The sequence below is a fragment of the Pseudomonas sp. LAIL14HWK12:I1 genome, from assembly GCF_003202095.1.
Lineage (GTDB): Bacteria > Pseudomonadota > Gammaproteobacteria > Pseudomonadales > Pseudomonadaceae > Aquipseudomonas > Aquipseudomonas monteilii.
Window position 1 is genome coordinate 107,423 of sequence record NZ_QJKG01000004.1, and the last position, 25,626, is coordinate 133,048.

A 25,626-nucleotide genomic window follows, 5' to 3' on the forward strand; every position below is an offset into this window, starting at 1 on the left:
GCCTCAGAATCGCCAGATCACGTCGACGAAGGCGCGGTGCATGTACGAGTCCGCTTCCTTGCCATAGGCGTCGCCCGGCTTGAACACACCGGCGCGCAGGCGCACCAGGGCGGACGGTTCGTCGATGGCCTGGCTCATGGAGGCTGGCAGCAGGCCTTGCTTGAAGTACTTGGTCACAACCACGTCCATTTCCTGGCCAAGGTCTTTTTCACCGTCGACCAGCTGGCGGTTGACGCCGTTGTCGTCGACGGCGGCATTGATGCCGCTGGAGCCGATGTTCTGGTTGCCGTCGACACGCCAGAACTTGTGGTAGATCAGGCTGGCGTCGTAGTCGTCGCGCAGCTGCCAGGAGGCGAACAGGGTGGCGGCCTGCAGGTTGCCCAGCTCGCCACGGAATGCCTCGCCGAAGCGGTGCACGCGCGAGCGGGTGCCGGTGAAGTTGGAGCGGTTGCTCTCAAGGCCGGTTTGCTCGAAGTTGTTCGAACCGTCGTCGCCACCGCCGCCGCTGCCACGGGCATAGGCCGCACCGACCTGCCATTGCGGGTCCAGGCGCAGGCGGATGCCGAGGTCGGTGGCCCAGGCATTGACATCGCCGCTCTGCTTGCCGGTGGCAACCTGCTCGCCGCCGACGGCCTGGCTGCTGAGGGTGTCGCGGTCACCGGTCAGCCAGGTGACGCTGCCCCAGTAGTTGACGGTGTGGTCGTTGCGCCAGTTGTAGGCGTCGCTGTTGGCTTCCAGGCCCAGCCAGGTCAGGTCGCCGGTGCGGGTTTTGTCCAGTGCGTCGACGGTTTCTCCCGGGTTTTTCAGGCTGCCGCTGTCGTGGGTGTGGTGGGCACGTACGCCTACCCAGTGACCAGGGGTCCACTGCGTGGCGACGTTGCCGTAGATGTGGGTGCGGTCCTTGTCTTCCGGGGCCAGCTCGGTGAGGTCGGTGCGGTATTCGCTGAAGCGCTGGGCCACGCCCAGGTCGGCCTTGAGCAGGGTGGTGTCGAAGGTCCAGTTCAGCGCTTCGATGTTGGTGTCGCGCCACATGCCATCGTCGCTGCGCAGGCGCTGGCGACCGAGGCGAAGTTGCTCGCCGGGGTAAGCGGTGAGGCCGCTGTAGCCCACCCAGAACTCGCGCATGGCCAGGTAGCTTTTGTCTGGCTGGCGGCTGTCGTCACCGGTGTCGGTGGTGGTGCCGTCGTCGTTCTGGCGCAGGGTGTCGGTTTCGATGGTGTCGGTGGCGGCGACGGCCTGGCCCATGGCGTAGGCGCTCCAGTTGCCGCGTTCGCCGTACACCCACGGGCGCAGGTCCAGGCCCAGACCGTTGACGTCGCCGCCAGGGCGGGTGCCCAGGTCGCGGTCGTCTTCCGACTGGCCGGTGATTTTCACGTCCAGGCCAAAGTTTTTCTCAGCGGTCATTTCCGCCAGGGTCGGGCAGGACCACAGCAGGGCGAAGCTCAGGCCGATGCCAGCTTTCACGAAGGGATTGAGCGTCATAGCGAGTCCTCACCGTCTACTTCTTTTTCGTCGTCTTGCAGGGCTTCGAGTGCCAGGGTGCTGTTCGCGCCCTGGGCCATGCTGCCGCGTGCCTGCTTCTCTTGCGCCAGCAGTTGCTGCGCCTGGCTACGTTGGTCAGGCGTGAGTTGCTGGTCGAGTTGCTGCAAGAGTTCGCTCGATTGCGGCGTCGGGTTGACCTGCGACAGCTGGGCGAACACCCAGGCGTTGCCCGGTTGCGGGCGAATGCCGTGGCCTTCGCTGAACAGCTGGGCCAGGGCATAGTCGGCGCTGTTCTGCCCGCCACGGGCGGCGGCCAGCAGGTGGTCGACGGCTTTCTGCGGCTCGACGTTGCCCAAATAGCCGCGGCGGTACAGCTGGCCCAGGTAATAATGGGCGCTGATCTCGCCTGCGTCGGCGGCAGCCTGCAGGTGCTGCTCGGCCTTTTTGGCGTCGGCTGGCAGGGTCTTGCCTTCGTAGTACAGGCGGCCCAGCAGCAGTTCGGCGCGAGGCTGTTCGGCTTCGCGGCCCTTGTCGATGTAGGCCAGCAACTGGTCGGTGTCGCCCAGTTCGGGGAAGTCGTACACCAGTTGCGCCAGGCTGACCCAGGACGCCGGGTTCGTCGGGGCCACCTGCTCAAGCAGGTCCTTGGCGGTTTTCTCGTCGGTCTGGCCCAGGCTGCGGTCAGCCAGCACACGGGCAACGCTGTCGACCCGGGTGGCCGGCACTGCGCCACGGGCGTAGGCGGCTTTGAGCTGGGCGAGCAGGTCGGCCTGCTGGTCGGCCTGGCCACGCTTCTGGTATACGGTGGCCAATTCGACGTAGCAGATGTCGGTGGTGTTCAGGGCGGCCTTGCAGATGTTCTCCACCTCGCCCAGGTGCTGGTCGTAGGTGCCCTGGGTGCGGTACAGCAGCACCTGGGCCAAGCCCGCTTCCGGGTTGCCGGCGGCGCGCCATTGGTCGATCTGCTGTTGTGCGTTGACCTTGGGGAAGCTCTGCGGGTAGCTGAGGTAGAGCATCGCCAGCGGGATCAGGGTATTGCTTTCGCCTTGACGGGCCGCTTGCTTGAGCAGGGTTTCGGCTTCTTCGCGTTCGGCCTGGGTGCTGTCGGGCTTGGCCACCAGCAGGCGACCAAGGCGTGCCTGGGCACGGGGCGACGTGGCAGCTGCGGCGCGGTAGGTGGCCTCGGCTTCCTTGATTTGCGACGGGTCGCGGGTGGCCACCTTGATGTCGGCCAGGCCCACTTGCGCTTCGCTGTAGCCCAGGTCGGCCAGGGCCTTGTAGTTGCGCTCGGCCAAGGCCGTGTCACCGCGTTTCATGGCTTCGTTGGCCAGGCGCTGGTCGGGCAGGCCGGCACAGCCGGCCAAGGTGATGGCGGCAGCCAGGGCACACAGGCCCAGGCTTGCGCTCTTCTTGTAGGGAATCATGCTGTGATCCTCTTACAGCCCACGGGCCACGGCTTTGTCGATCAGCCAGTTCAGCGATGGGCCACGGTCGCTGTTGACCGAAGCCGGGCGGCCGGCCAGTTCGGCGGGCAGGCCGCTGTCAGGCTTGATCTGCACGCGAATGTCGGAGGCGAGGTCGTCGCTGTTGAGGCTGGCGCTGCTGACGATCTGGCCGGTGCGCACTTCGTCTTCGCCGGCGACCTGGAAGTTGACCCGGGTGCCTGGCTTGACCTCGTCGAACTGGCGGTAGCTGAAGCGGGCTTCGACCATGGGCGTGGTGGTGCGCGGGATCAGCTGGAAAATCGGCTGGCCTTTGGCGGCATACTGGCCGTCGTCCACCAGTTGGCGGGCGACCACGCAATCGCAGGGGCTGGTGAGGGTGCCGGACAGCTGCTTGCCGAACAGCTCTTCGATCTTCGCCGGCTCCAGCTGCGAGTCGTCCAGATTGCCCTTGAGCATGTCCAGCATGCTGGTGGTGAAGCTAGCCAATGGCGCGCCCTTGGCGATCTGCCCACCGCCCTCGACCAGGCTGCTCACGGTGCCGTCGCGTGGCATGGTGATGGTGGTGGTCGGTACCGCGACCACACCTGCTTCGGCATGGCTGACGAAATACATGCCGTACAACGACTTGGCGACAAAGCCGAAAGCCGCGACGCCGACCACGAATACCCCGAGGGTGACGGTGACTGCCTTGAACCGGCCGAATGCGCTCAGGCCGGAGCCGCCGTCTTTTTGCTTACGCGCCTTGGTGAAGTTGTCACGTTGCAGGGTGCTGAGCACGTCGCCGATGCTGATCAGCTCACCGGACAGGTGGCTGGTGATGATGTGCCGCAGCGTGGCGATGTCGCGGGGTTCAAGGTTCTGGAACTGCGCACCGGTACGGCCGCTGCTTGGGTTGTACGAGCGCACCTGGAACTCGATGTCGATCGACAGGCCCAGGTTGTCGACCACGAACTGCAGGCGCCCGCGCAGTACATCGCCCACCGACAGTGGCTGCTTGGTGTGGAAGCTCAGGCCGCCGGCAGAAAGGTCGTCGACCTTCACTTCGTGGGTTTGGCGCTGGGCGTCCAGGAAACGCAGCTTGGCGGGAATGCGCACCCGGGCGTGTTGGCGCTGGGCTTCGGACTCATGCACGACATTGACGTTCACGGCGGTATTCATGGTGGTTTGTTCCTGTTAGATCCGATCCGGGTTGGGCTCACACGACCATGAACAGCACAGCAACGAAGATGCTGGCCGCCGAGAAGGTCATGGTCCGCGAGGACCAGGTGTTGAACCATTGTTGAAAGCTGGCGAGGTCACGCTTGAGGGCAGTGGGCTGACGCGTCCACGACTGCTTGTCGAGGCGGAAGAACACATAGATCTTCATCAGCGCGCCGATGATCTGGTTGTAATAGAGAATCAGCGGGTAGGCCGGGCCCACGTTGTGGCCGGAGCACAGCAGCATGACGGTGAGGATCAGGCGGGTGATGCCGATCCACAGCAGGTACACCAGCAGGAAGGCCAGGCCGAACTTGAGGCTGGCGATCACCGCCACGGTCAGCCCCAGCAGGCTGGTCCACATCGACACGCGCTGGTCGAACAGCACGATGCTGGTGAACAGCCCGAGGCGGCCAAGGCCCAGGCCCAGCGCACGGGAGTTCTGCCGCAGGTTGTTGCCGTACCAGCGGTACATCAGCTTGCGGCTCGCCTTGAAGAAACTTTTCTCCGGCGGGTGCTCGACTGTGTTGATGGCGGCGTCCGGCACGTAGAAGGTGTCGTAGCCCAGACGCATCAGGCTGAACCAGCTGGACTTGTCGTCACCGGTGAGGAACTTGAAGCGGCCCAGGCGCCAGTGCATCAGCGAGTCGCTTTCGACGTCGGCAATGAACTCAGGGTTGGTCACCACGCTGGCGCGGAACATCGACATGCGCCCGGTCATGGTCAGCACGCGCTTGCTCAGCGCCATGGAGCACATGTTGATGTGGCGCTGGGCGAAGCGCAGCTTGTGCCACTCGCTCATGATGTAGCCGCCGCGTACTTCGCAGAACTCGTTGGTGGTCAGGCCGCCGACGTTGGGGAACAGCTTGAACCACGGCACGGTCTTGCGGACCACGCCATCCGCCAGCACGGTGTCGCCGTCGATCACCGCCACCACGGCGTTTTCGTCCGGCAGCATGCGCGAGATGGCGCGGAAGCCGTAGGCCAGGCCATCACGCTTACCGGTGCCGGCAATGCGCACGATGTCCAGCTTCACATGGGCTGGCGGGTTGTATTTGGCCCACAGGCTTTTCACCAGCAGTTCATCCGACATTTCCACCAGCGAGCAGACCACGGTGGTGGGGAAGCCGCAGTTGATCGCCTCGCGGATCACCGAGCTGTACACCTGGGCGGTGGTCAGGGCTTCGATGCGAAAGCTGGTCACCATCAGGTACACATGCGACGGGTCGGTGGCATTGCCCATTTTCTGCACTTTGCGGCGCAGGTACGGGTACACGCCGTAGAGGAAGATCATGCCGCGGATGAAATGGGTGGCGCCCATGGAATAGCGCCAGATGCCGACTGCGCCGACCAGGAAGATGAAGTGCTTCGACTGCGAGTCGAAGATATCGGCTGGCAGGGCCAGGGCGATCAGCATGAGCAGGCTCATGTAGAGCAGCCACCCGGCGCACTGCAACAGCACGGTCTGGAGCCTTTGCATGTTCAGCATCCGTCGAGAATTCGGGGGAGGGTGGGCAGCGGAAGTGGGGAGGCTTCCGCTGCCCGGCCAGGCACTTACCAGCAGATGCCTTCAGTGCGGCTGGTGGTGCAGGTCGGCTTGCTCATGAAGCCGACCAGATCGATCACCTGCTTGCCGGCTGGCGCTTGTTGGGCCAGCGCACGGAACTGCTCGTCACGGTTCCCGAGCACGATGATGTCGGCGTTGTCGATCACCTGCTGGAAGTCGGCGTTGAGCAGCGACGACACGTGCGGGATCTTCGACTCGATGTAGTCCTTGTTGGCACCGTGTACACGGGCGTACTGGACGTTCTCGTCGTAGATGTCCAGCTGGTAGCCCTTGCCGATCAGGCGCTCGGCCAGCTCTACCAGCGGGCTTTCGCGCAGGTCGTCGGTGCCGGCTTTGAAGCTCAGGCCCAGCAGGGCGACCTTGCGCTTGTCGTGGGCTTCGATCAGTTCGAAGGCGTTCTGCACCTGCGATTCGTTGCTGCGCATCAGCGAGTCGAGCAGCGGTGCGCGTACGTCGAGGCTGGCGGCACGGTAGGTGAGGGCGCGCACGTCCTTGGGCAGGCACGAGCCGCCGAAGGCGAAGCCAGGGCGCATGTAGTACTGGGACAGGTTCAGTACGGTGTCCTGGCAGACCACGTCCATCACTTCACGGCCATCCACACCTACGGCCTTGGCGATGTTGCCGATTTCGTTGGCGAAGGTGACCTTGGTGGCGTGCCACACGTTGCAGGTGTACTTGATCATCTCGGCCACCTCGATCGGCTTGCGGATCACCGGGGCGTCGAGTTCTTCGTACAAGGCCTGCAGGATGTCGCCGCTGGCGCTGTCCAGTTCGCCGATGACGGTCATCGGTGGCTGGTCGTAGTCCTTGATCGCGGTGCTTTCACGCAGGAATTCCGGGTTGACCGCCACGCCGAAGTCGACGCCGGCCTTTTTGCCCGAGCAGTCTTCGAGAATCGGGATGACCACGTTCTTGACGGTGCCTGGCAGCACGGTGCTGCGAACCACGATGGTGTGGCGGCGGGTGGTGTCACGCAGCACGTAGCCGATTTCGCGGCACACCGACTCGATGTACTCCAGGCCCAGGTCGCCGTTTTTCTTGCTGGGGGTACCCACGCAAATCATCGACACGTCGCTGGCACGGATGGCTTCGGCGAAGTCGGTGGTACCGCGCAGGCGGCCATTGGCGATGCCCTGTTGCAGCAGTGCTTCCAGGCCAGGTTCGACGATGGGCGACTTGCCCTGGTTGATCAGGTCGATCTTGGTGCTGGACACGTCCACACCGATCACTTCATGGCCACGCGCCGTCAGGCAGCCTGCACAGACTGCACCCACATAACCCAAACCAAAGATGCTGATACGCATCGCTATCACCTCATGTGTTTATCACGCCGACGCTTACCAGAAGTGCCGGCCGGGTTGATTAACAACAGTTTTCGGGCGCACGGATCCATGGCGAATGCACACTTCGCCGAGCGCAGGCAAAATAAATCCGGAGCGCAAAAAGTTATGCACTCAAAGTTGGCAGTAAAAAGCCATCAATTAAAAAACGTGCCCTGAAATGCACCCGTCTTTATTGCAATGCGCTACTTGGCGCCTTGCTGTGCTTGTTTTTTCAAGTGGAAAAATCCTTTGAAATCAACCACTAGGACGATTTTTAAGGGGACGCGTCTCTCCTGCATTAACAGGGTCTCGGGGGTTCCGTGATACCTGTCGAAGTTATCAAGGCAGGTAGTGGATAGCTGCCCGTGTCATCTGTAAGTCATCTCTCACAACCCGGAGGCAGGAAATTCGTTACGGCACTATGAGCGGCAGGTCGCAGGAGAAGTTCCGGACTGGGTTTCGCCCGAATGAAAGATTTCTAAATATTTTTTCAGTGGCGGACAGTTTCAATTTGATAGCACACAAGTGTTTGGTCCCCGTGTATAAAGGACGAAACTGTTGCTAGATGTTTTTATGCCAGCATCGAAAAAATTTTTCAAAAAACGTCAAAAAAGCTATGAGCGGTCTTATGGCGTTTTGCGATAAGGGTAGGCGCGGTGATTTTTTGGCGTCAAAAAATAGTCTTTTTGTGATTGGTTCGCAGAGGTATGCCTTGAGAGGGTCTTTGCCTATGAGACCGAGCGCCGCGCGGGCGGCGCTCGGTCTCAAGAGCAGCGCAAATGCCGGATCAATCGCCTGGATGATCCCGCAAAAACACCAGATGATCAGCCTTGGACTGCTCGGCACTGTAGTAGTACCCCTGCACATCAAACTGCTTGAGCTGTTCCGGCTCGCTGATGCGTTGCTGGATGACGAAACGGCTCATCATGCCGCGCGCTTTCTTGGCGTAAAAGCTGATGATCTTGTACTGGCCGTTCTTCAGGTCCTTGAAGTCGACGTTGATCACCCGGGCCTTCAATGCGCTGCGTTTCACCGCACTGAAGTACTCGTTGCTGGCCAGGTTCAGCAACACGTCATCACCCTGCTCGGCCAGGGCCTGGTTCAGCCATTCGCTGATGCGTGTGCCCCAGAAGGCGTACAGGTCCTTGCCGCGGGCGTTGGCCAGCTTGGTGCCCATTTCCAGGCGGTAGGGCTGCATCAGGTCGAGCGGGCGCAGCAGGCCGTAGAGGCCCGAGAGCATGCGCAGGTGGTTTTGCGCATAGCTGAAGTCGTCTTCACCCAGGCTCTCGGCGTCGAGGCCGGTGTATACGTCACCCTTGAACGCCAGCAGCGCCTGCTTGGCATTGGCCGGGGTGAAGTCCGGGGTCCAACTGCCGAAGCGGGCGGCGTTAAGGCCGGCCAGCTTGTCGGACAGGTGCATCAGTTCGCTGATCTGCGCTGGCGACAGTTCGCGCAGCTGCTGGATCAGTTCCTGAGAGTCGTCCAGGTACTGGGGCAGGGTGAAACGCTCGGTCACAGGCTTGGTGTCGTAATCGAGGGTCTTGGCGGGGGAAATCACCGTCAGCATCGGGTCGGCTCCTGGCATCGTTGGCCGTGGATTCTACGGGGTGGGCGGTGCAAGTCCAAACTATGGCGACGATAGTCACAGACCATGGGGCGGTGCAGGCGCTATAGTTCGCGTTTTGCCGTTGCGGAGCCTTCCACCGTGCGCATCGCCTTTGCCTTGCTGGCTGCTCTGTTGAGCTATGCCGTGCAAGCCGCCCCTTCACCCCAGGTCAGCCTGGACCGCAGCCTGTGGCCCGAACAGCTGGATAGCCCCGCGCTGTTCGATGTGGCCTCGCGGGCCGAGATTCTTTCGTTCGCCCAGGTGCTGCATGAGAGCGAATTGCTGGACGATGCGGCGCTGGCGGCACGGCTGGGGTTGCGGCAGATCAATCTGCAGAAGGTGCGCCAGGTGCGGGCGCGCATGTGGCAGCGGTTATCGGAAGGTTATCAACAGGCGCAGCGCAGTTGCGAGCAGGATGCATCGTTTTGCTATCCGGTAACTTCCATGGCGGATTTGCGTACTCAGGCGGCAACGTTCGCTGCTGATGTCGGCACGTTCTATACCGGTTGGATCGAGCCGAGCCATCAGTTCCATGTGCGCTACCTGGACGAACAGCTGCGCAAGGCAGCATTGCTGCCGCAGACCAGCAGTGAGGTCGAGCGGCTGTCTTCGCGCGAGCGCAATGGTGATGAGCTGAACGACCGGATGTTCCTGCTGACCTTTGTCGGCGGGCCCGGGCCTGACGGCGGTAGTACCGACTTACTGGCGGATTATCTGCGCCGGCAGAAGCTGAAGGGCACGTTCTTCGTGCTCGGAAACCGCCTGCAACAGCGCCGTGATGCCGGACCGGCGAATGCCTTGCGCCAGCTGTATAGCGGGCAGTGCGTGGGCATCCAGGGTTGGGAATACCGCTCCCACGCGCAATGGACAGGCTGGCAGGATTCGCTGCGCCGCAGCCAGGCGCGGATTCAGGCCGACCTGCCGGGCCAGTATGTACCGCTGTTCCGCCCGCCTTACGGTCAACGCCGTGCCGATGGCGAGGCCTTCATGGCCAGCCAGCAGTTGCGGGTATCGCTGTGGGATATCGATGCTCAGGACGATGGCGCTTTGAGCGCCGAGGCCTCGGCGCAGCGGGTGCTGACCTTGATGCTGTTGTGGCGCAAAGGGGTGATCCAGTTCCACGACAGCCTGCCCAAGGCCCAGCCGGCGGTGGAATGGTTGCTGCGCAATACCGCCCAAAGCGGGATTGGCTGGGAAGATTGCCGGGAATATGGATATAGCGAACAAGGGGTATGACTTCTGAGCGTAGCCCCCTCTGGCCTCGCCGCCAAGGCCTCTTCGTCAATCGGAAAAATAAACTTCAAAAAGACGTAAAAATGCTTTTTTCGGTCATGGTTTTTGCGGTATGAAGAAACCAGACAGCCGATTCCTGCAGCACAGGTGGCGTCATCCAGGCCCACCTAGGCAGGTTCGCTTCCCGCCCGTAACAACGCGGATACGGGGAGAGCGGCAGTCACTTTGCGGCGCAACAGACCGCGCCGTATGGCTTCGACATAAGGTGACCGAGTATGGATGACCAAGGACGCAACCCTTCCTCCAGCAAGCCAATCCTCTATGTGCTCGATACCAACGTCCTGATTCACGACCCCAACGCGTTACTCAACTTCGAGGAGCACCACGTCGCCATCCCGATGACGGTGCTGGAGGAACTCGACAAACTCAAGACTGGCAAACAGACCATCGCCGCGGAATGTCGCCAGGCCATCCGCCTGATCGACCAGACCCTTGGTGACGCTTCGCCCAGCGATGTCGAGCAGGGCGTACCGATCCAGCGTAACAAGAGTGGGCCCAAGGGCTTCCTGTCGATCCTGATGAGCCCGCGCAACGAACCGAGCAAGTTGCTGCCGGAAAACCTCAACGACAACATCATCATCAACACCCTGCTCGACGTACGCAGCCGGCGCACCGACCTGGACGTGGTGCTGGTCACCAAAGACATCAACATGCGCCTGAAGGCGCGCGCTTGTGGCATTGCGGCCGAGGACTACAGCACGGACCAGCTGGTCGATGACGTGTCCTTGCTGTCCAAGGGCTACCATTCGGTTACCGGCTCGTTCTGGGACCGCGTCAGCAAAGTCGACACCCGACAGGAGCGCGGCCGCACCTGGCATCGGGTGCAGATGATCGACAACCTGCCGGCGGTGCACATCAACGAGTTCATCATCGATGAGCAGGGCTTCGTCGGCTGGATCAAGGGTATCCGCAACGACGAGCTGCTATTGCTCGACCTGCACCAGGAGCCGCTGCTGCACCAGGAAGCCTGGGGCCTGAAGCCTCGCGATATCCATCAGAGCCTGGCGCTGTTCGCCCTGCTTGACCCGGACATCCACCTGGTCAACCTGACCGGTGCCGCCGGTTCCGGCAAGACCATTCTGGCCCTGGCCGCGGCCATCGAGCAGACCATGGTCAGCAAGCGCTATCGGCGCATCATCGCCACCCGCAGCGTGCAGGGGCTGGACCAGGAAATCGGCTTCCTGCCGGGCACCGAGGCCGAGAAGATGGAGCCTTGGCTGGGTGCCATCACCGACAACCTCGAAGCCTTGCACATGGATGACGAAAGTACCCATGGCAGTGTGGAGTACATCCTCGAACGCGTGCCGCTGCAGTTCAAGTCGCTGAATTACATTCGTGGCCGTAGTTTCCAGCAGAGCCTGATCCTGATCGATGAGTGCCAGAACCTCACGCCGCACCAGATGAAAACCATCATCACCCGTGCAGGCTCCGGTTCCAAAGTGGTCTGCCTGGGCAACCTGGCGCAGATCGACACCCCCTACCTGTCCGCGACCAGCTCGGGCCTGACCTACCTGACCGAGCGCTTCAAGGACTTCCCCCATGGCGTGCACATCACCCTGCAGGGTGTGCCACGTTCGGTGCTGGCCGAGTACGCCGAGTCGCATCTGTAACCCTCACCGCCGGGCGGTTCGCCGCCCGGCCTCTTCGCGCTTGAACCCACTGCTCAAACCTGACCCACAGGTTTACACTGGCTGTTCCCTTCACAGGAGCAGAGCAGTGCTGACACATCTTGATTCCCAGGGGCGGGCCAACATGGTCGACGTCACTGAAAAGGCCGTGACCGAGCGCGAGGCTACCGCCGAGGCGCGGGTGCGCATGTTGCCGCAGACCTTGCAGATGATCGTCGATGGTGAACACCCCAAGGGTGATGTGTTCGCCGTGGCGCGTATTGCCGGTATCCAGGCGGCGAAGAAGACCAGCGACCTCATTCCGCTGTGCCACCCGCTGATGCTGACCAGCGTCAAGGTCGAACTCAGTGCCGAAGGGCAGGACGCGGTGCGTATCGTCGCCCGCTGCAAGCTGGCCGGGCAGACCGGCGTGGAGATGGAAGCGTTGACTGCTGCCAGCGTTGCCGCGCTGACGATCTATGACATGTGCAAGGCGGTGGACAAGGGCATGGTCATCGAGCAGGTGCGTCTGTTGGAAAAGCTCGGTGGCAAGAGCGGGCACTACAAGGTGGAGGCATGATGAAGGTCAAGGTGATGTACTTCGCCCGTTACCGCGAACAGCTGGGCGTGGATGCCGAGCGCGTGGAAGGTGCGTTCAATGTGCTCGACGATGTGCGTAAGGCGTTGGTGGCCAAGGGTGGGAAGTATGAGCTGCTGGCTGAGCAAAACGTGATGTGTGCGCGCAACGAAGAGCTGTGCAGGCTCGATGAGCCGCTGGAAGAGGGCGATGAAGTGGCGTTCTTCCCGCCGGTGACCGGAGGCTGAGCATGGCGGTGCGAGTGCAAGACGGTGCGTTCGACCCCGGGGCCGAGGTCAATGCCATGCATGCGGCCAATGTCGGCGTGGGTGCGGTGGTCGGGTTTGTCGGCTACGTGCGGGATTTCAACGACGGTCGCGAAGTGGCAGGGATGTTCCTGGAGCACTATCCGGGGATGACCGAAAAGGCCTTGGCCAAGATCGTGGTGGAGGCCGAGCAGCGCTGGCCGTTGCTCAAGGTAGAGGTGCTGCACCGCATAGGGGCGCTGGAACCGGGCGAGCCGATTGTGTTCGTGGGGGTGGCCAGTGCCCATCGGCAGGCGGCGTTCGATGCCTGCAACTTCATCATGGACTACTTGAAGACCCGGGCGCCGTTCTGGAAGAAGGAGAATACCCAGGAAGGGCCAAGGTGGGTGGAAGGGAGGCAGAGTGACCAGGATGCGGCGGGGCGCTGGTAGACAGGATATTGATGGCCGGGGCTTTGCCCCGGTTCGCGGGCTTGCCCGCTCCCACAGGTACGCCACAGCTTCCGAAACCTGTGGAGGTGGGAGCGGGCAAGCGCGCGAAGAATCCAACACCGGTCAGTGATGCTTGCGCGGCACCGGCTTCAGCAGCTCATCCGGCGGCATCTCACACTTGATCTTGCGCCCCAGCAGTTCTTCGATCGCCGGCAGCTGGTAGGAGTCATCCTCCCCGGCAAAGCTGATCGACACGCCACTGGTCCCCGCACGGCCTGTGCGGCCAATGCGGTGCACGTAGTCATCCGGGTCTTCCGGCAGGGTGAAGTTGATCACGTGGCTGATGCCATCGATGTGAATACCTCGCCCCGCCACATCAGTCGCCACCAGCACGGTAATGCGCCCTTCGCGGAAGCTTTCCAGTGTACGAATGCGCTTGTGCTGCGGCACGTCGCCCGACAGCTGGGCGGCATTGATGCCGTCGCGTACCAGTTTTTCCTCGATGCGCCGCACTTCGTCCTTGCGGTTGGCAAACACCATCACCCGTTCCCATTTGTTCTGGGTCACCAGGTTGTACAGCAGCTTGTACTTGTCGCTGCCGGCCACGGCATACACGTGCTGCTCGACCGTTTCGCTGGCCACGTTCTCCGGCTCGATCTCGACGATGGCCGGGTTGGTGGTCCACTGCTTGGCCAGGTTCATCACGTCGTCGGTGAAGGTGGCCGAGAACAGCAGCGTCTGGCGCTCGCTTTTCGGCGGCGTCTGGCGAATGATCTGGCGTACCTGCGGGATGAAGCCCATGTCGAGCATGCGGTCGGCTTCGTCCAGCACCATCACCTCGACCATGTCCAGGTGCACTTCGCCGCGCTGGTTGAAGTCCAGCAGGCGACCCGGGGTGGCGACCAGGATGTCGCAGTGGCGCGCTTCCAGGGCCTTGAGCTGCTTGTCGAAGTCCATACCGCCGACGAAGCTCATCACGTTCAGACCGGTGTACTTGGTCAGGGCGATGGCGTCCTTGGCGATTTGCACCACCAGCTCGCGGGTGGGCGCGATGATCAGCGCGCGCGGTTCACCCATGTAACGCTCTTTGGGCGGCGGCGTCTGCTGCAGCTGGGAAATGATCGAAATCAGGAACGCAGCGGTTTTGCCGGTACCGGTCTGCGCCCGGCCAATGGCGTCCTGGCCACGCAGGGTGTAACCCAGCACCTGCGCCTGGATCGGCGTGCAGTACGGGAAGCCCAGGTCGTGGATGGCGTGCATCAGCTCGTTGGACAGCTTGAAGTCGTGGAAGCGGGTTTTGCCTTCCTGCGGCTCGACCACGAAGTCTTCCGGCTTCCACAGGCTGGCCTGCGGCTTGGGCTTGCGTTCACGACGCGGATTTTCCTTGGCCGGGGTGTCGGCGGCTGGCGTAGCGGCGGTGGGCTGTTCGGCCTTAGGGGCGGATTTGGCGCGTGGAGCGGCCGGTTTGGGCGCGGGCCGGGCCTCTGCAGCAGGGGCGGGCGCAGGCGGCGTCACACTGGCAGCAGGAGCGGCGGCCTGTGGCGCGGCGTCTCCCTTGCCGAATATTTTCTTGAGTGCCTTGAGCACGATCGTCTCATCAACTGGTTAAGGAATGTACGCCGGGCAGTGTAAAGCAAGAACCGGGCGCGGCGTAGTGGAATAGCCCTACAACTACAAGCCGTGCTGGCTTATTGCAGTTGCTTGGCCAGCCATTCGTGGATGTCGTTCAGCTCCTCGACCACCACCTCGTGCTCCATCGGGTACTCGTGCCAGCGGGCGGCCACACCCCAGGTGTTCAGGAACTCGAAGGCGGTGCGGCCCATGGACGGGATGACCACCGGGTCGTGCACGCCGTGCAGGCACAGGGCCGGGGTGCGTTGCTGGCACGCACTCAACTGGTGCTGGTCGTTGAAGGTGGGGGCATAGGTGGACAGGGCAATCACCCCGCCCAGTGCTTCTTGCCACTTTATATAGGCAGTGTGCAGCACCACCGCGCCACCCTGGGAGAAACCGGCCAGGAAGATACGCGACAGGTTGATGCCTTTGGCCTGCTCGGCCTTGATCAGGGCAATCACCTGCTCGGCCGACTCTTCCAGCTGCGCTTCGTCAATGGCGCGGGCCGGGGTCATGGCCTTGATGTCATACCAGCTGGGCATGGCATACCCGCCATTTATGGTGACTGGACGGGTCGGGGCCTGGGGCATGATGAAGCGGGTGCTGAGCAGGCGCTCCTGCATGAATTCGGCCACAGGTAGGAAGTCGTAACGGTCTGCACCCAGACCGTGCAACCAGATCACACAGGCATCAGCGGTTTTCTGCGGTTCGAGAATCAGCGGGTTGGTCATGACTGCTCCGAAAGTGTGCGGGTCTTGTTATGGCGTGCGTGAAAAGAAGGCGCTGGAAATGATTGTCGGAAAAAGAATGTCGCAACGATACAACTTTCCCTACTTGACGAGCGCTTAAACGCTACAGCCACGAATTTTGGTACGCGCTTTGCAATTCAACCTGTGATGCAAAGGGCAGGCCGTGACGGTAACACCCTTTGCACGCGAAGGCTGTCATAGAACAGCCCATTGCGCCAATTGACCCAATAACAAGCCAATACGGGTCGGATACGCCTCAAAAGGGTGCGGTGCAATTCCGGCTCGATACAACAAGAGCGATTTGGAGGTTGTGAATGAAGATGTTGAAAACCACCCTGGCAGTCCTGACCGCTGCCGCCGCGCTGGGCGCCGTGAGCAACGCCCAGGCTGGCGCCACCCTCGATGCGGTAAAGAAGAAGGGCTTCGTCCAGTGTGGCGTGAGCGACGGTCTTCCGGGCTTCTCGGTCCCTGATGCGCAGGGCAAGATCGTCGGTATCGACGCCGATGTTTGCCGCGCCGTGGCCGCCGCCGTGTTCGGCGATGCGACCAAGGTCAAGTTCAGCCAGCTCAACGCCAAGGAACGCTTCACCGCCCTGCAGTCGGGCGAAGTGGACGTGCTGTCGCGCAACACCACCTGGACCAGCTCGCGCGATGCCGGCATGGGCCTGGTGTTTGCCGGTGTTACCTACTATGACGGCGTTGGCTTTTTGGTCAACAAGAAGCTGGGTGTTTCCAGCGCCAAGGAGCTCGATGGCGCGACCATCTGTATCCAGGCCGGTACCACCACAGAGCTGAACGTCTCGGACTTCTTCCGCGCCAATAACCTCAAGTACACGCCGATCACCTTCGACACCTCGGACGAAAGCGCCAAGTCGCTGGAATCGGGCCGTTGCGACGTGCTGACCTCGGACAAGTCGCAGCTGTTCGCCCAGCGCTCCAAGCTGGCCGCGCCGACCGAGTACGTGGTGCTGCCGGAGACCATCTCCAAGGAACCGCTGGGCCCGGTGGTGCGTAAAGGCGACGAGGAGTGGTTCAGCATCGTCAAGTGGACCCTGTTCGCCATGCTCAACGCCGAAGAGGCGGGCATCACCTCGAAGAATGTCGAGGCCGAAGCCAAGGCCACCAAGAACCCGGACGTCGCCCGCCTGCTGGGCGCGGACGGTGAGTACGGCAAGGACCTCAAGCTGCCCAAAGACTGGGTAGTGCAAATCGTGAAGCAAGTCGGCAACTACGGCGAAGTGTTCGAGAAGAACCTGGGCCAGAGCACCGACCTGAAGATCGACCGTGGCATGAACGCCCTGTGGAACAACGGCGGCATCCAGTACGCGCCACCTGTGCGCTGATGGCTGCACCCTGCGGCGGCATCCCGTCGCCGCAGGCTGTTCGAATCCCTACTGTCCGGGGCACTTCATGCAAAATCAAATCGGCGCACCCAAGGGCTTGTCCCTTAACGATCCGCGTGTGCGCGCGTGGCTGTTCCAGATCCTCACGATCGTTTTCGTGGTCGGCCTGGGCTGGTACCTGTTCCACAACACGCAAACCAACCTGCAACACCGGGGGATTACCTCGGGCTTCGACTTTCTCGACCGCAGTGCCGGCTTCGGCATCGCCCAGCACCTGATTCCCTATGTGGAATCCGACAGCTATGCGCGGGTGTTCGTCATCGGCCTGCTCAATACCCTGCTGGTGACCTTCATCGGTGTCATTCTGGCGACGATCCTGGGGTTCATCATCGGTGTGGCGCGGTTGTCGCCTAACTGGATGATCAACAAGCTGGCGACCGTGTATGTGGAAACCTTCCGCAACATTCCGCCGTTGTTGCAGATCCTGTTCTGGTACTTCGCCGTGTTTCTGACCCTGCCGGGACCGCGGGGCAGCATCAACATCGACGACACCTTCTTTATCAGTAACCGTGGCCTGAACATGCCCGGCGCTTCGATGGCCGACGGCTTCTGGCCGTTCGTCGTTGCCTTGGCCGTGGCGGTGGTGGCGATCGTGGTGATGGTGCGTTACGCCAACAAGCGCTTCGACGAGACCGGCGTGCCGTTTCACAAGTTCTGGGTGGGGCTGGCGTTGTTCGTCGCCATTCCGGGCCTGAGCGTGCTGCTGTTCGGCAGCCCGGTGACCTGGGAAGTACCGCAACTGAAAGGCTTCAACTTCGTCGGTGGCTGGGTATTGATCCCCGAGCTGCTGGCGCTGACCCTGGCCCTGACGATCTATACGGCCGCCTTCATCGCCGAAATCGTGCGTTCCGGCATCCGTTCGGTCAGTCACGGCCAGACCGAAGCCGCACGCTCGCTGGGCCTGCGCGAGGGGCCGACCCTGCGCAAGGTGATCATCCCCCAGGCACTGCGGGTGATCATTCCGCCGCTGACCAGCCAATACCTGAACCTGGCGAAGAACTCGTCGCTGGCGGCCGGTATCGGCTACCCGGAGATGGTCTCGCTGTTCGCCGGTACCGTGCTCAACCAGACCGGCCAGGCCATCGAGGTGATTGCGATCACCATGAGTGTCTATCTCGCCATCAGCATCAGCATTTCGCTGCTGATGAACTGGTACAACAAGCGCATTGCGCTGATCGAGCGGTGAGGATACGCCCGTGAATGCCCATGTTTTCAAACCCGACATGCCGCCACCGGTGAAAACCGTCGGCGTGCTCGCATGGATGCGTGCCAATCTGTTTTCCAGCTGGCTCAACACGCTGCTGACCCTGTTTGCCATCTACCTGGTGTGGTTGATCGTGCCGCCGCTCATCCAGTGGGCGTTGATCGACGCCAACTGGGTCGGCACCACCCGCGCCGACTGCACCAAGGAAGGCGCCTGCTGGGTGTTCGTGCAGCAGCGCTTCGGCCAGTTCATGTACGGCTATTACCCGGCTGAGTTGCGCTGGCGCGTGGACCTGACCGTGTGGCTTGCCGTGCTCGGCGCTGCACCGCTGTTCATCAAGCGCTTCCCGCGCAAGGCCTTCTATGGCCTGGGGTTCCTGGTGCTGTACCCGATCCTGGCCTACACCCTGCTGCATGGCGGCGTGCTTGGCCTGGAAACCGTGGCTACAAGCCAGTGGGGCGGGCTGATGCTGACCCTGGTGATCGCCACCGTGGGTATCGTTGGCGCCTTGCCGCTGGGCATCCTGCTGGCCCTGGGCCGGCGTTCGCGGATGCCGGCCGTGAAGGTGGTGTGTGTGACCTTCATCGAGTTCTGGCGTGGCGTGCCGTTGATCACCGTGCTGTTCATGTCGTCGGTGATGCTGCCGTTGTTCCTGCCTGAAGGCATGAGCTTCGACAAGCTGCTGCGTGCGATGATCGGCGTGATCCTGTTCCAGTCGGCGTACATCGCCGAAGTGGTACGCGGGGGCCTGCAAGCCATCCCCAAGGGCCAGTACGAAGCCGCTGCGGCCATGGGCCTGGGCTACTGGCGCGCGATGGGCCTGGTGATTCTGCCGCAGGCGCTCAAGCTGGTTATTCCCGGCATCGTCAACACCTTCATTGCCTTGTTCAAGGACACCAGCCTGGTGATCATCATCGGCCTGTTCGACCTGCTGAACAGCGTCAAGCAAGCCGCCGCCGACCCGGCCTGGCTGGGCATGGCCACCGAGGGCTATGTGTTCGCCGCCCTGGTGTTCTGGATTTTCTGTTTCGGTATGTCCCGCTACTCCATGCACCTGGAGCGCAAGCTGGACACTGGCCACAAGCGTTAGGAGTTTCGAAATGAGTGAAGCGATCAAGCAGCCTGCTGGCCCCGAAGGCATCATCCAGATGCAGGGTGTGAACAAGTGGTATGGCCAGTTCCATGTGCTCAAGGACATCAATCTGAACGTGCGCCAGGGCGAGCGTATCGTACTGTGCGGGCCGTCCGGCTCGGGCAAGTCCACCACCATCCGTTGCCTGAACCGCCTGGAAGAACACCAGCAGGGGCGCATCGTGGTGGATGGCGTGGAACTGACCAACGATCTCAAGCAGATCGAGGCCATCCGCCGCGAGGTGGGCATGGTGTTCCAGCACTTCAACCTGTTCCCGCACCTGAGCATTCTGGAAAACTGCACCCTGGCGCCAATGTGGGTGCGCAAGATGCCCCGGCGCAAGGCTGAGGAAATTGCCATGCACTACCTGGAGCGCGTGCGCATTCCAGAGCAGGCGCACAAGTACCCGGGGCAGTTGTCCGGTGGCCAGCAGCAGCGTGTGGCGATTGCCCGTGCGCTGTGCATGAAGCCGAAGATCATGCTGTTCGACGAACCGACCTCGGCGCTGGACCCGGAAATGGTCAAGGAAGTGCTCGATACCATGGTGGGCCTGGCCGAGGATGGCATGACCATGCTCTGTGTAACCCACGAAATGGGCTTTGCCCGCACCGTGGCGAACCGGGTGATTTTCATGGACAAGGGGGAGATCGTGGAGCAGGCGGCGCCGGATGACTTCTTCGACCGGCCGCGCAGTGACCGGACCAAGTTGTTCCTCAGCCAGATCCTGCACTGATGCAAATGGGGCCGCTAAGCGGCCCCATTTTTTACTTCTCTTCTTGCGTGGCAGCCGGCGCAGGCGGCGGTCGCAGCCCCACCTCGGCAATCAGTTTCAACTGTTGCCCATTGCGCATTACCTCGATGGTGATCTTCTCGTTAGGCTTGATCCGCGCCACCTGGTTCATCGACTTGCGCCCGTCGCCGGCCGGTTCGCCGTTGATGCTCAGAATCACGTCACCCAGTTGCAGCCCGGCTTTGGCCGCCGGCCCTTCGCGGAAGATGCCCGCCACCACGATACCCGGGCGGTCCTTCATGCCGAACGACTCGGCCAGCTCCTGGCTCAGCGGCTGAACTTCGATGCCCAGCCAGCCACGGATCACCTGGCCATGCTCGACGATCGACTTCATCACCTCCAGCGCCAGTTTCACCGGGATGGCGAAGCCGATGCCCTGCGAACCGCCCGACTTCGAGAAGATCGCGGTATTGATGCCGACCAGGTTGCCATTGGCATCGACCAGCGCGCCGCCCGAGTTGCCAGGGTTGATCGCTGCGTCGGTCTGGATGAAGTCTTCGTAGTTGTTCAGGCCCAGCTGGTTGCGGCCGGTGGCACTGATGATACCCATGGTGACGGTTTGGCCGACGCCGAACGGGTTACCAATGGCCAGCGACACATCGCCGATGTGAATGGTGTCGGAACGGCCGATGGTGATGGCCGGCAGGTTCTTCAGGTCGATCTTCAGCACTGCCAGGTCGGTTTCCGGGTCGCTGCCGATCACTCGGGCCAGCGTTTCGCGGCCATCCTTCAAGGCCACGACGATCTGGTCGGCCCCGCTGGTGACATGGTTATTGGTCAGCAGGTAGCCCTCGGGGCTCATGATCACCGCCGAGCCCAGGCTCGACTCCCAGCGGCGCTGCTTGGGCAGGTTGTCGCCGAAGAAGCGGCGGAACTGTGGGTCTTCGAACAATGGATGGGCACTTTTGTTCACCACTTTGGTGGTGTACAGGTTGACCACCGCAGGCGCGGCCAGCGTCACCGCGTCGGCGTAAGACACCGGGCCCTGCATGATGCGGGTGGTCTGCGGCGCCTGTTGCAGGTTGACGTCCTGGCTGGGCAGGCCGACCCATTCCGGGAAGCGCTGGATGATCAGCATGGCGATCAGCACGCCGGTGAGCAGGGGCCAGCCAAAGTAACGAAACGCCTTGAACATGAACGAATCCTGGAAAGAGCAGGGGCCATTGGCCGCGCAGTGGGGCATGAGCGCGCGCGATCATACACCGGTTCCCCCAGTGCCGGCGACGGCCCATAATGGCCGGCATTATACGGGCGTTGCGCCCGAGAAAAGCGCAGTTTTCGAGGAGATTTTCATGGCCGTCGCTCTCAACACCCTGGTCGAGGAAGCCGAACGCTACCTTGGCAGCGCGAAGATCCAGGATTATTGCCCCAATGGCCTGCAGGTCGAAGGCCGGCCACAGGTCAGCCGCATCGTCAGCGGTGTTACCGCCAGCCAGGCGTTGCTGGATGCCGCAGTCGAGGCCGAGGCCGACCTGATACTGGTGCACCATGGTTACTTCTGGAAGGGTGAGAACCCGTGCATCACAGGCATTCGTCAGCGCCGGCTGAAGACCCTGCTGAACAACGATATCAGCCTGCTGGCCTTTCACCTGCCGCTGGATGTGCACCCGGACGTCGGCAACAACGTGCAGCTGGCACGGCAACTGGACATCACCGTCGAAGGGCCGCTGGACCCGGAAAATCCCAAGGTGGTGGGACTGGTCGGCTCGCTGGTCGAGCCGATGACCGCGCGCGATTTTGCCCGCCGGGTGCAGGAAGTGCTGGGGCGTGAGCCGTTGTTGGTGGAAGGGGAGCAGATGATCCGCCGGGTTGGCTGGTGCACCGGTGGCGGGCAGGGTTACATCGATACGGCGATTGCGGCCGGAGTGGACCTGTACCTGACGGGTGAGGCATCCGAGCAGACCTACCACAGTGCACGCGAGAACGGCGTCAGCTTCATCGCGGCCGGGCACCATGCCACCGAGCGATATGGCGTGCAGGCGTTGGGTGATTACCTGGCGCGGCGGTTTGCCGTTGAGCACCTGTTCATCGACTGCCCGAACCCCATCTGAGATCGGTGTTGCCTTCTTCGCGGGCATGCCCGCGAAGGGCCGCAGGGCGGACCCCGTTTCAGCCCAAACCCCCAGTCATATCGTTAGACCTTTTCGATCTAGCCCGGCTCCTAAATAGAAGAAGCCGCTGTGATAAAGTGGCTCGCTCGAACACGGCCCGCAGGCCGTCCATAAGATCGTTTTTCGTGAGTAGCCATGGTCGACAAACTGACGCACTTGAAACAGCTGGAGGCGGAGAGCATCCACATTATCCGCGAGGTGGCCGCCGAGTTCGATAACCCGGTGATGCTGTACTCGATCGGCAAGGATTCCGCCGTGATGCTGCACCTGGCGCGCAAGGCCTTCTTTCCGGGCAAACTGCCGTTCCCGGTGATGCACGTCGACACCCAGTGGAAATTCCAGGAGATGTACAGCTTCCGCGACAAAATGGTCGAGGAAATGGGCCTGGAGCTGATCACCCACGTCAACCCCGAAGGTGTGGCGCAGGGCATCAACCCGTTCACCCATGGCAGCTCCAAGCACACCGACATCATGAAAACCCAGGGCCTGAAGCAGGCACTGGACAAGCATGGTTTCGACGCCGCCTTCGGTGGCGCGCGCCGCGACGAAGAGAAGTCGCGGGCCAAGGAGCGTGTATATTCGTTCCGGGACAGCAAGCACCGCTGGGACCCGAAAAACCAGCGCCCCGAGCTGTGGAACGTTTACAACGGCAAGGTCAACAAGGGCGAGTCGATCCGCGTCTTCCCGCTGTCGAACTGGACCGAGCTGGACATCTGGCAGTACATCTACCTCGAAGGCATCCCGATCGTGCCGCTGTACTTCGCCGCTGAGCGTGAAGTGATCGAGAAGAACGGCACCCTGATCATGATCGACGACGAGCGCATCCTCGAGCATCTCACCGATGAAGAGAAAGCGCGCATCGTCAAGAAGAAGGTGCGTTTCCGTACCCTCGGTTGCTACCCGTTGACGGGTGCTGTCGAGTCGGAAGCCGAGACCCTGACGGACATCATTCAGGAAATGCTCCTGACCCGTACGTCCGAGCGCCAGGGCCGTGTCATCGACCACGATGGCGCCGGTTCCATGGAAGACAAGAAACGCCAAGGCTACTTCTAATTTCAGGGTTACTCCATGTCGCACCAATCTGATCTGATCAGCGAGGACATCCTCGCCTACCTGGCCCAGCACGAGCGCAAGGAACTGCTGCGTTTCCTGACCTGCGGCAACGTTGACGACGGCAAGAGCACCCTGATCGGGCGCCTGCTGCACGACTCGAAGATGATCTACGAGGACCACCTCGAGGCCATCACCCGTGATTCGAAGAAAGTCGGCACCACCGGCGAAGAAGTCGACCTGGCACTGCTGGTAGACGGCCTGCAGGCCGAGCGCGAGCAGGGCATCACCATCGATGTCGCCTACCGCTACTTCTCCACCGCCAAGCGCAAGTTCATCATCGCCGACACCCCGGGCCACGAGCAGTACACCCGCAACATGGCCACCGGTGCGTCCACCTGCGACCTGGCGATTATCCTGGTCGATGCCCGCTACGGCGTGCAGACCCAGACCCGCCGCCACAGCTACATTGCTTCGTTGCTGGGCATCAAGCACATCGTGGTCGCGGTCAACAAGATGGACCTCAAAGGCTTCGATCAGGACGTCTTCGAGTCGATCAAGGCGGATTACCTGAAGTTTGCCGACGCCATCAACCTGACCCCGAGCAGCCTGCACTTCGTGCCGATGTCGGCGCTCAAGGGCGACAACGTGGTCAACCACAGCGAGCGTTCGCCGTGGTACGCCGGCCCGACGCTGATGGAAATCCTCGAAACCGTCGAAGTGTCGGCCGACCGCAACTTCACCGACCTGCGCTTCCCGGTGCAGTACGTGAACCGCCCGAACCTGAACTTCCGCGGCTTCGCCGGTACCATCGCCAGCGGCGTGGTACACAAGGGCGACGAAATCGTCGTGCTGCCGTCGGGCAAGAGCAGCCGCGTCAAGTCCATCGTCACCTACGAAGGTGAACTGGAAAACGCAGGCCCTGGCCAGGCCGTTACCCTGACCATGGAAGACGAGATCGACATCTCCCGTGGCGACCTGCTGGTACACGCCGACAACGTTCCGCCGGTAACCGACCAGTTTGACGCCATGCTGGTGTGGATGGCTGAAGAGCCAATGCTGCCGGGCAAGAAGTACGACATCAAGCGCGCCACCAGCTACGTGCCGGGCTCGATTGCCAGCATCACCCACAAGGTCGATGTGAACACCCTTGAGCAGGGCGCTGCCAGTGCACTGCAACTGAACGAGATCGGCCGCGTCAAGGTGGCCCTGGACGCTTCGATCGCCCTGGACGGTTACGACAGCAACCGCACAACCGGTGCGTTCATCGTCATCGACCGCCTGACCAACGGCACCGTTGGCGCCGGCATGATCATCGCCCCGCCAGTACTGCCACACGGCAGCACCGGCCAGCATGGCAAGCAGGCTCACGTGTCGACTGAAGAGCGTGCACTGCGCTTCGGTCAGCAGCCAGCCACCGTGCTGTTCAGCGGTCTGTCCGGTGCTGGCAAGAGCACCCTGGCCTACGCCGTGGAGCGCAAGCTGTTCGACATGGGCCGTGCGGTTTACGTGCTCGACGGCCAGAACCTGTGCCACGACCTGAACAAGGGCCTGCCGCAAGACCGCGCCGGCCGCACCGAGAACTGGCGCCGCGCCGCCCATGTGGCGCGCCAGTTCAACGAAGCCGGCCTGCTGACCCTGGCTGCGTTCGTGGCCCCGGACGCCGAAGGCCGTGAACAGGCCAAGGCCTTGATCGGCAAAGACCGTCTGGTAACCGTCTACGTTCAGGCTTCGCCGCTGGCTTGCCGCGAGCGTGACCCGCAAGGCCTGTACGCGGCCGGTGGCGACAACATCCCGGGTGAAAGCTTCCCGTTCGATGTGCCGCTGGATGCTGACCTGGTGATCGACACCCAGTCCACCAGCGTGGATGAAGGCGTGAAGCTGGTGCTGGACGTGCTGCGTCAGCGTGGCGCGATCTAAGCGCTGGCCTGCAATAAAAAACCCCGCCTCGGCGGGGTTTTTATTTTTCGTCCCGCAAGCCTGCACCGTCCCTTGTAGGGGCAGTCTTGTGTCGCGACGGGCTGCATGGCAGACCTAGGGTAAACTCTACGTTTACATATTGACTTGTTGACAAGTTGACATGTGGAGGCTGCAAGCATACTTTGGATGCCAGAAGGCTGTTCAGGCTGGAGGAAACGTAATGACAACTACTGCTGCCCACAAAGCGACTCACCCTGCATTCGCTTGCCTTGAAGCTGCCAAAGCTGCTCTGCGGCAGCGCTTTGAGGAGCATCCTGCACGTGCTTCTGAAGCAGTAGTGCTTAATGCCGTAGCCCTGGCCGACGAGCAGGCTTTTGCTGCCCTCGCCAGGGTGGACGTCGAAACGAAGCGCAGTGTTGCAACACGTAACCAGGAGGCCATGGCCAAGATGAAAGCACGCGCGTTCGAGCGTGTGATCAGCCGTTGCGAGTTGCTGGATGCCAGAACGGCCTGTGAAATACTGGGCATTTCCAAGCAGGCACTGAGTCAGAAGACAAAAGCCGGTAAGTTGCTCGCATACACGAACACTGGCAATCGCAGAAAATACTACCCGTCTTTCCAGTTCGCCGAGAACAAGCCGAGGCCATTTGTCGACGGGTTGATTCAGTCGCTCGAAGTGGACCCTGCGGATACCGAAGCCATGAATTTTCTGGTTCAGCACCTGATCGGCAACATGGATTATTCAGAGCCCGGTGAACCGAGCAACGTATTGCCACGCTTTCATTTGCTGGATAACACTGCGGCTGTGGAAGTCATCAAGCGCGACTTTTTGAACGCGTTCGAAGCTGGGCAGTGAATCC

The 25,626-nt window shown here is 61.9% G+C and carries 22 protein-coding genes; 13 read left to right on the forward strand and 9 right to left on the reverse strand.

Going from position 1 to position 25,626, the window contains the following annotated elements; genetic code table 11:
• Positions 1–3: 3 nt before the first annotated feature.
• The 6 genes from D906_RS12430 to yaaA all read right to left on the reverse strand — a co-directional run bounded on the left by D906_RS12430 (position 4) and on the right by yaaA (position 8,580).
• Positions 4–1,482 carry an alginate export family protein gene (locus D906_RS12430; RefSeq protein ID WP_019097270.1) on the reverse strand — a complete coding sequence of 493 codons (1,479 nt, stop codon included), beginning with the start codon at positions 1,480–1,482 and terminating at the stop codon, positions 4–6.
• Positions 1,479–2,906, reverse strand: coding sequence for an alginate biosynthesis TPR repeat lipoprotein AlgK (gene algK, locus D906_RS12435; protein ID WP_019097269.1), 1,428 nt, complete (start codon positions 2,904–2,906; stop codon positions 1,479–1,481). The genes D906_RS12430 and algK overlap by 4 nt, the downstream gene beginning before the upstream one ends.
• 12 nt (positions 2,907–2,918) lie before the next feature.
• On the reverse strand, positions 2,919–4,085 hold the full coding sequence (locus D906_RS12440) for an alginate biosynthesis protein Alg44 (protein WP_027609120.1): 1,167 nt from the start codon (positions 4,083–4,085) through the stop codon (positions 2,919–2,921).
• Positions 4,086–4,122: 37 nt separating this feature from the next.
• A complete protein-coding gene (locus tag D906_RS12445) occupies positions 4,123–5,604 on the reverse strand; it encodes a glycosyltransferase family 2 protein (RefSeq protein WP_025753970.1) in 1,482 nt (493 codons plus the stop codon).
• 74 nt (positions 5,605–5,678) lie between these two features.
• Positions 5,679–6,995 carry a nucleotide sugar dehydrogenase gene (locus D906_RS12450; RefSeq protein WP_016713524.1) on the reverse strand — a complete coding sequence of 439 codons (1,317 nt, stop codon included), beginning with the start codon at positions 6,993–6,995 and terminating at the stop codon, positions 5,679–5,681.
• A gap of 805 nt (positions 6,996–7,800) precedes the next feature.
• A complete protein-coding gene (gene yaaA / locus D906_RS12455; protein ID WP_019097267.1) occupies positions 7,801–8,580 on the reverse strand; it encodes a peroxide stress protein YaaA in 780 nt (259 codons plus the stop codon).
• 138 nt (positions 8,581–8,718) lie between these two features.
• On the opposite strand from yaaA, the gene D906_RS12460 reads away from it, so the two are divergent.
• From D906_RS12460 to moaE, 5 genes are all read left to right on the forward strand, one after another.
• Positions 8,719–9,855, forward strand: a complete 1,137-nt coding sequence (locus tag D906_RS12460; RefSeq protein ID WP_027609121.1) for a polysaccharide deacetylase family protein — start codon at positions 8,719–8,721, stop codon at positions 9,853–9,855.
• 272 nt (positions 9,856–10,127) lie between these two features.
• A complete protein-coding gene (locus D906_RS12465; RefSeq protein ID WP_012274097.1) occupies positions 10,128–11,522 on the forward strand; it encodes a PhoH family protein in 1,395 nt (464 codons plus the stop codon).
• 106 nt (positions 11,523–11,628) lie between these two features.
• Positions 11,629–12,099, forward strand: coding sequence for a cyclic pyranopterin monophosphate synthase MoaC (gene moaC / locus D906_RS12470; RefSeq protein WP_003251775.1), 471 nt, complete (start codon positions 11,629–11,631; stop codon positions 12,097–12,099).
• Positions 12,099–12,344 carry a molybdopterin converting factor subunit 1 gene (gene moaD, locus D906_RS12475; protein ID WP_019097265.1) on the forward strand — a complete coding sequence of 82 codons (246 nt, stop codon included), beginning with the start codon at positions 12,099–12,101 and terminating at the stop codon, positions 12,342–12,344. The genes moaC and moaD overlap by 1 nt, the downstream gene beginning before the upstream one ends.
• Before the next feature lie 2 nt (positions 12,345–12,346).
• Positions 12,347–12,793, forward strand: a complete 447-nt coding sequence (gene moaE, locus D906_RS12480) for a molybdopterin synthase catalytic subunit MoaE (RefSeq protein WP_019097264.1) — start codon at positions 12,347–12,349, stop codon at positions 12,791–12,793.
• Positions 12,794–12,916: 123 nt separating this feature from the next.
• Here moaE and rhlB read toward each other — a convergent pair whose 3' ends face one another.
• Positions 12,917–14,380 carry an ATP-dependent RNA helicase RhlB gene (gene rhlB / locus D906_RS12485; protein ID WP_027609122.1) on the reverse strand — a complete coding sequence of 488 codons (1,464 nt, stop codon included), beginning with the start codon at positions 14,378–14,380 and terminating at the stop codon, positions 12,917–12,919.
• 101 nt (positions 14,381–14,481) lie between these two features.
• Positions 14,482–15,138, reverse strand: a complete 657-nt coding sequence (locus tag D906_RS12490) for an alpha/beta hydrolase (protein ID WP_019098027.1) — start codon at positions 15,136–15,138, stop codon at positions 14,482–14,484.
• Positions 15,139–15,470: 332 nt separating this feature from the next.
• Here D906_RS12490 and D906_RS12495 point away from each other — a divergent pair, with 332 nt between their 5' ends.
• The 4 genes from D906_RS12495 to D906_RS12510 all read left to right on the forward strand — a co-directional run bounded on the left by D906_RS12495 (position 15,471) and on the right by D906_RS12510 (position 19,628).
• Positions 15,471–16,499 carry an amino acid ABC transporter substrate-binding protein gene (locus D906_RS12495; protein WP_016713531.1) on the forward strand — a complete coding sequence of 343 codons (1,029 nt, stop codon included), beginning with the start codon at positions 15,471–15,473 and terminating at the stop codon, positions 16,497–16,499.
• Positions 16,500–16,566: 67 nt separating this feature from the next.
• Positions 16,567–17,745 (forward strand): amino acid ABC transporter permease, encoded by a 1,179-nt coding sequence (locus tag D906_RS12500; RefSeq protein WP_027615376.1) that lies wholly within the window; start codon positions 16,567–16,569, stop codon positions 17,743–17,745.
• A 10-nt stretch (positions 17,746–17,755) separates the two neighbouring features.
• Positions 17,756–18,853 carry an amino acid ABC transporter permease gene (locus D906_RS12505; protein ID WP_016713533.1) on the forward strand — a complete coding sequence of 366 codons (1,098 nt, stop codon included), beginning with the start codon at positions 17,756–17,758 and terminating at the stop codon, positions 18,851–18,853.
• 10 nt (positions 18,854–18,863) lie between these two features.
• The gene (locus D906_RS12510) at positions 18,864–19,628 is read left to right on the forward strand and encodes an amino acid ABC transporter ATP-binding protein (RefSeq protein WP_003251792.1); all 765 of its coding nucleotides are present in this window, start codon (positions 18,864–18,866) and stop codon (positions 19,626–19,628) included.
• 31 nt (positions 19,629–19,659) lie between these two features.
• Here the strand turns inward: D906_RS12510 and algW are convergent, their stop codons facing one another.
• Entirely contained in the window at positions 19,660–20,820 is a 1,161-nt protein-coding gene (gene algW, locus D906_RS12515; RefSeq protein WP_019098030.1) for a Do family serine endopeptidase AlgW, read from the reverse strand.
• Between the two features lie 157 nt (positions 20,821–20,977).
• Between algW and D906_RS12520 the strand changes: the two genes are divergently transcribed.
• The 4 genes from D906_RS12520 (at position 20,978) to D906_RS12535 (ending at position 25,622) form a co-directional block, all read left to right on the forward strand.
• Entirely contained in the window at positions 20,978–21,736 is a 759-nt protein-coding gene (locus D906_RS12520; protein WP_019098031.1) for a Nif3-like dinuclear metal center hexameric protein, read from the forward strand.
• Between the two features lie 195 nt (positions 21,737–21,931).
• The gene (gene cysD, locus D906_RS12525) at positions 21,932–22,849 is read left to right on the forward strand and encodes a sulfate adenylyltransferase subunit CysD (RefSeq protein ID WP_013974136.1); all 918 of its coding nucleotides are present in this window, start codon (positions 21,932–21,934) and stop codon (positions 22,847–22,849) included.
• 15 nt (positions 22,850–22,864) lie between these two features.
• A complete protein-coding gene (gene cysN / locus D906_RS12530) occupies positions 22,865–24,766 on the forward strand; it encodes a sulfate adenylyltransferase subunit CysN (protein ID WP_027615377.1) in 1,902 nt (633 codons plus the stop codon).
• 220 nt (positions 24,767–24,986) lie between these two features.
• Positions 24,987–25,622 carry a hypothetical protein gene (locus D906_RS12535; protein ID WP_097156172.1) on the forward strand — a complete coding sequence of 212 codons (636 nt, stop codon included), beginning with the start codon at positions 24,987–24,989 and terminating at the stop codon, positions 25,620–25,622.
• The last annotated feature ends 4 nt before the right edge of the window (positions 25,623–25,626 follow it).

Excerpts from the sequence above, each read along its gene's own strand:
- D906_RS12430 (WP_019097270.1), bottom strand. The coding sequence starts at position 1,482 with ATGACGCTCAATCCCTTCGTGAAAGCTGGCATCGGCCTGAGCTTCGCC.
- algK (WP_019097269.1), bottom strand. The coding sequence starts at position 2,906 with ATGATTCCCTACAAGAAGAGCGCAAGCCTGGGCCTGTGTGCCCTGGCT.
- D906_RS12440 (WP_027609120.1), bottom strand. The coding sequence starts at position 4,085 with ATGAATACCGCCGTGAACGTCAATGTCGTGCATGAGTCCGAAGCCCAG.
- D906_RS12445 (WP_025753970.1), bottom strand. The coding sequence starts at position 5,604 with ATGCAAAGGCTCCAGACCGTGCTGTTGCAGTGCGCCGGGTGGCTGCTC.
- D906_RS12450 (WP_016713524.1), bottom strand. The coding sequence starts at position 6,995 with ATGCGTATCAGCATCTTTGGTTTGGGTTATGTGGGTGCAGTCTGTGCA.
- yaaA (WP_019097267.1), bottom strand. The coding sequence starts at position 8,580 with ATGCTGACGGTGATTTCCCCCGCCAAGACCCTCGATTACGACACCAAG.
- D906_RS12465 (WP_012274097.1), top strand. The coding sequence starts at position 10,128 with ATGGATGACCAAGGACGCAACCCTTCCTCCAGCAAGCCAATCCTCTAT.
- moaD (WP_019097265.1), top strand. The coding sequence starts at position 12,099 with ATGAAGGTCAAGGTGATGTACTTCGCCCGTTACCGCGAACAGCTGGGC.
- moaE (WP_019097264.1), top strand. The coding sequence starts at position 12,347 with ATGGCGGTGCGAGTGCAAGACGGTGCGTTCGACCCCGGGGCCGAGGTC.
- D906_RS12490 (WP_019098027.1), bottom strand. The coding sequence starts at position 15,138 with ATGACCAACCCGCTGATTCTCGAACCGCAGAAAACCGCTGATGCCTGT.
- D906_RS12495 (WP_016713531.1), top strand. The coding sequence starts at position 15,471 with ATGAAGATGTTGAAAACCACCCTGGCAGTCCTGACCGCTGCCGCCGCG.
- D906_RS12500 (WP_027615376.1), top strand. The coding sequence starts at position 16,567 with ATGCAAAATCAAATCGGCGCACCCAAGGGCTTGTCCCTTAACGATCCG.
- D906_RS12510 (WP_003251792.1), top strand. The coding sequence starts at position 18,864 with ATGAGTGAAGCGATCAAGCAGCCTGCTGGCCCCGAAGGCATCATCCAG.
- algW (WP_019098030.1), bottom strand. The coding sequence starts at position 20,820 with ATGTTCAAGGCGTTTCGTTACTTTGGCTGGCCCCTGCTCACCGGCGTG.
- D906_RS12520 (WP_019098031.1), top strand. The coding sequence starts at position 20,978 with ATGGCCGTCGCTCTCAACACCCTGGTCGAGGAAGCCGAACGCTACCTT.
- cysD (WP_013974136.1), top strand. The coding sequence starts at position 21,932 with ATGGTCGACAAACTGACGCACTTGAAACAGCTGGAGGCGGAGAGCATC.
- cysN (WP_027615377.1), top strand. The coding sequence starts at position 22,865 with ATGTCGCACCAATCTGATCTGATCAGCGAGGACATCCTCGCCTACCTG.
- D906_RS12535 (WP_097156172.1), top strand. The coding sequence starts at position 24,987 with ATGACAACTACTGCTGCCCACAAAGCGACTCACCCTGCATTCGCTTGC.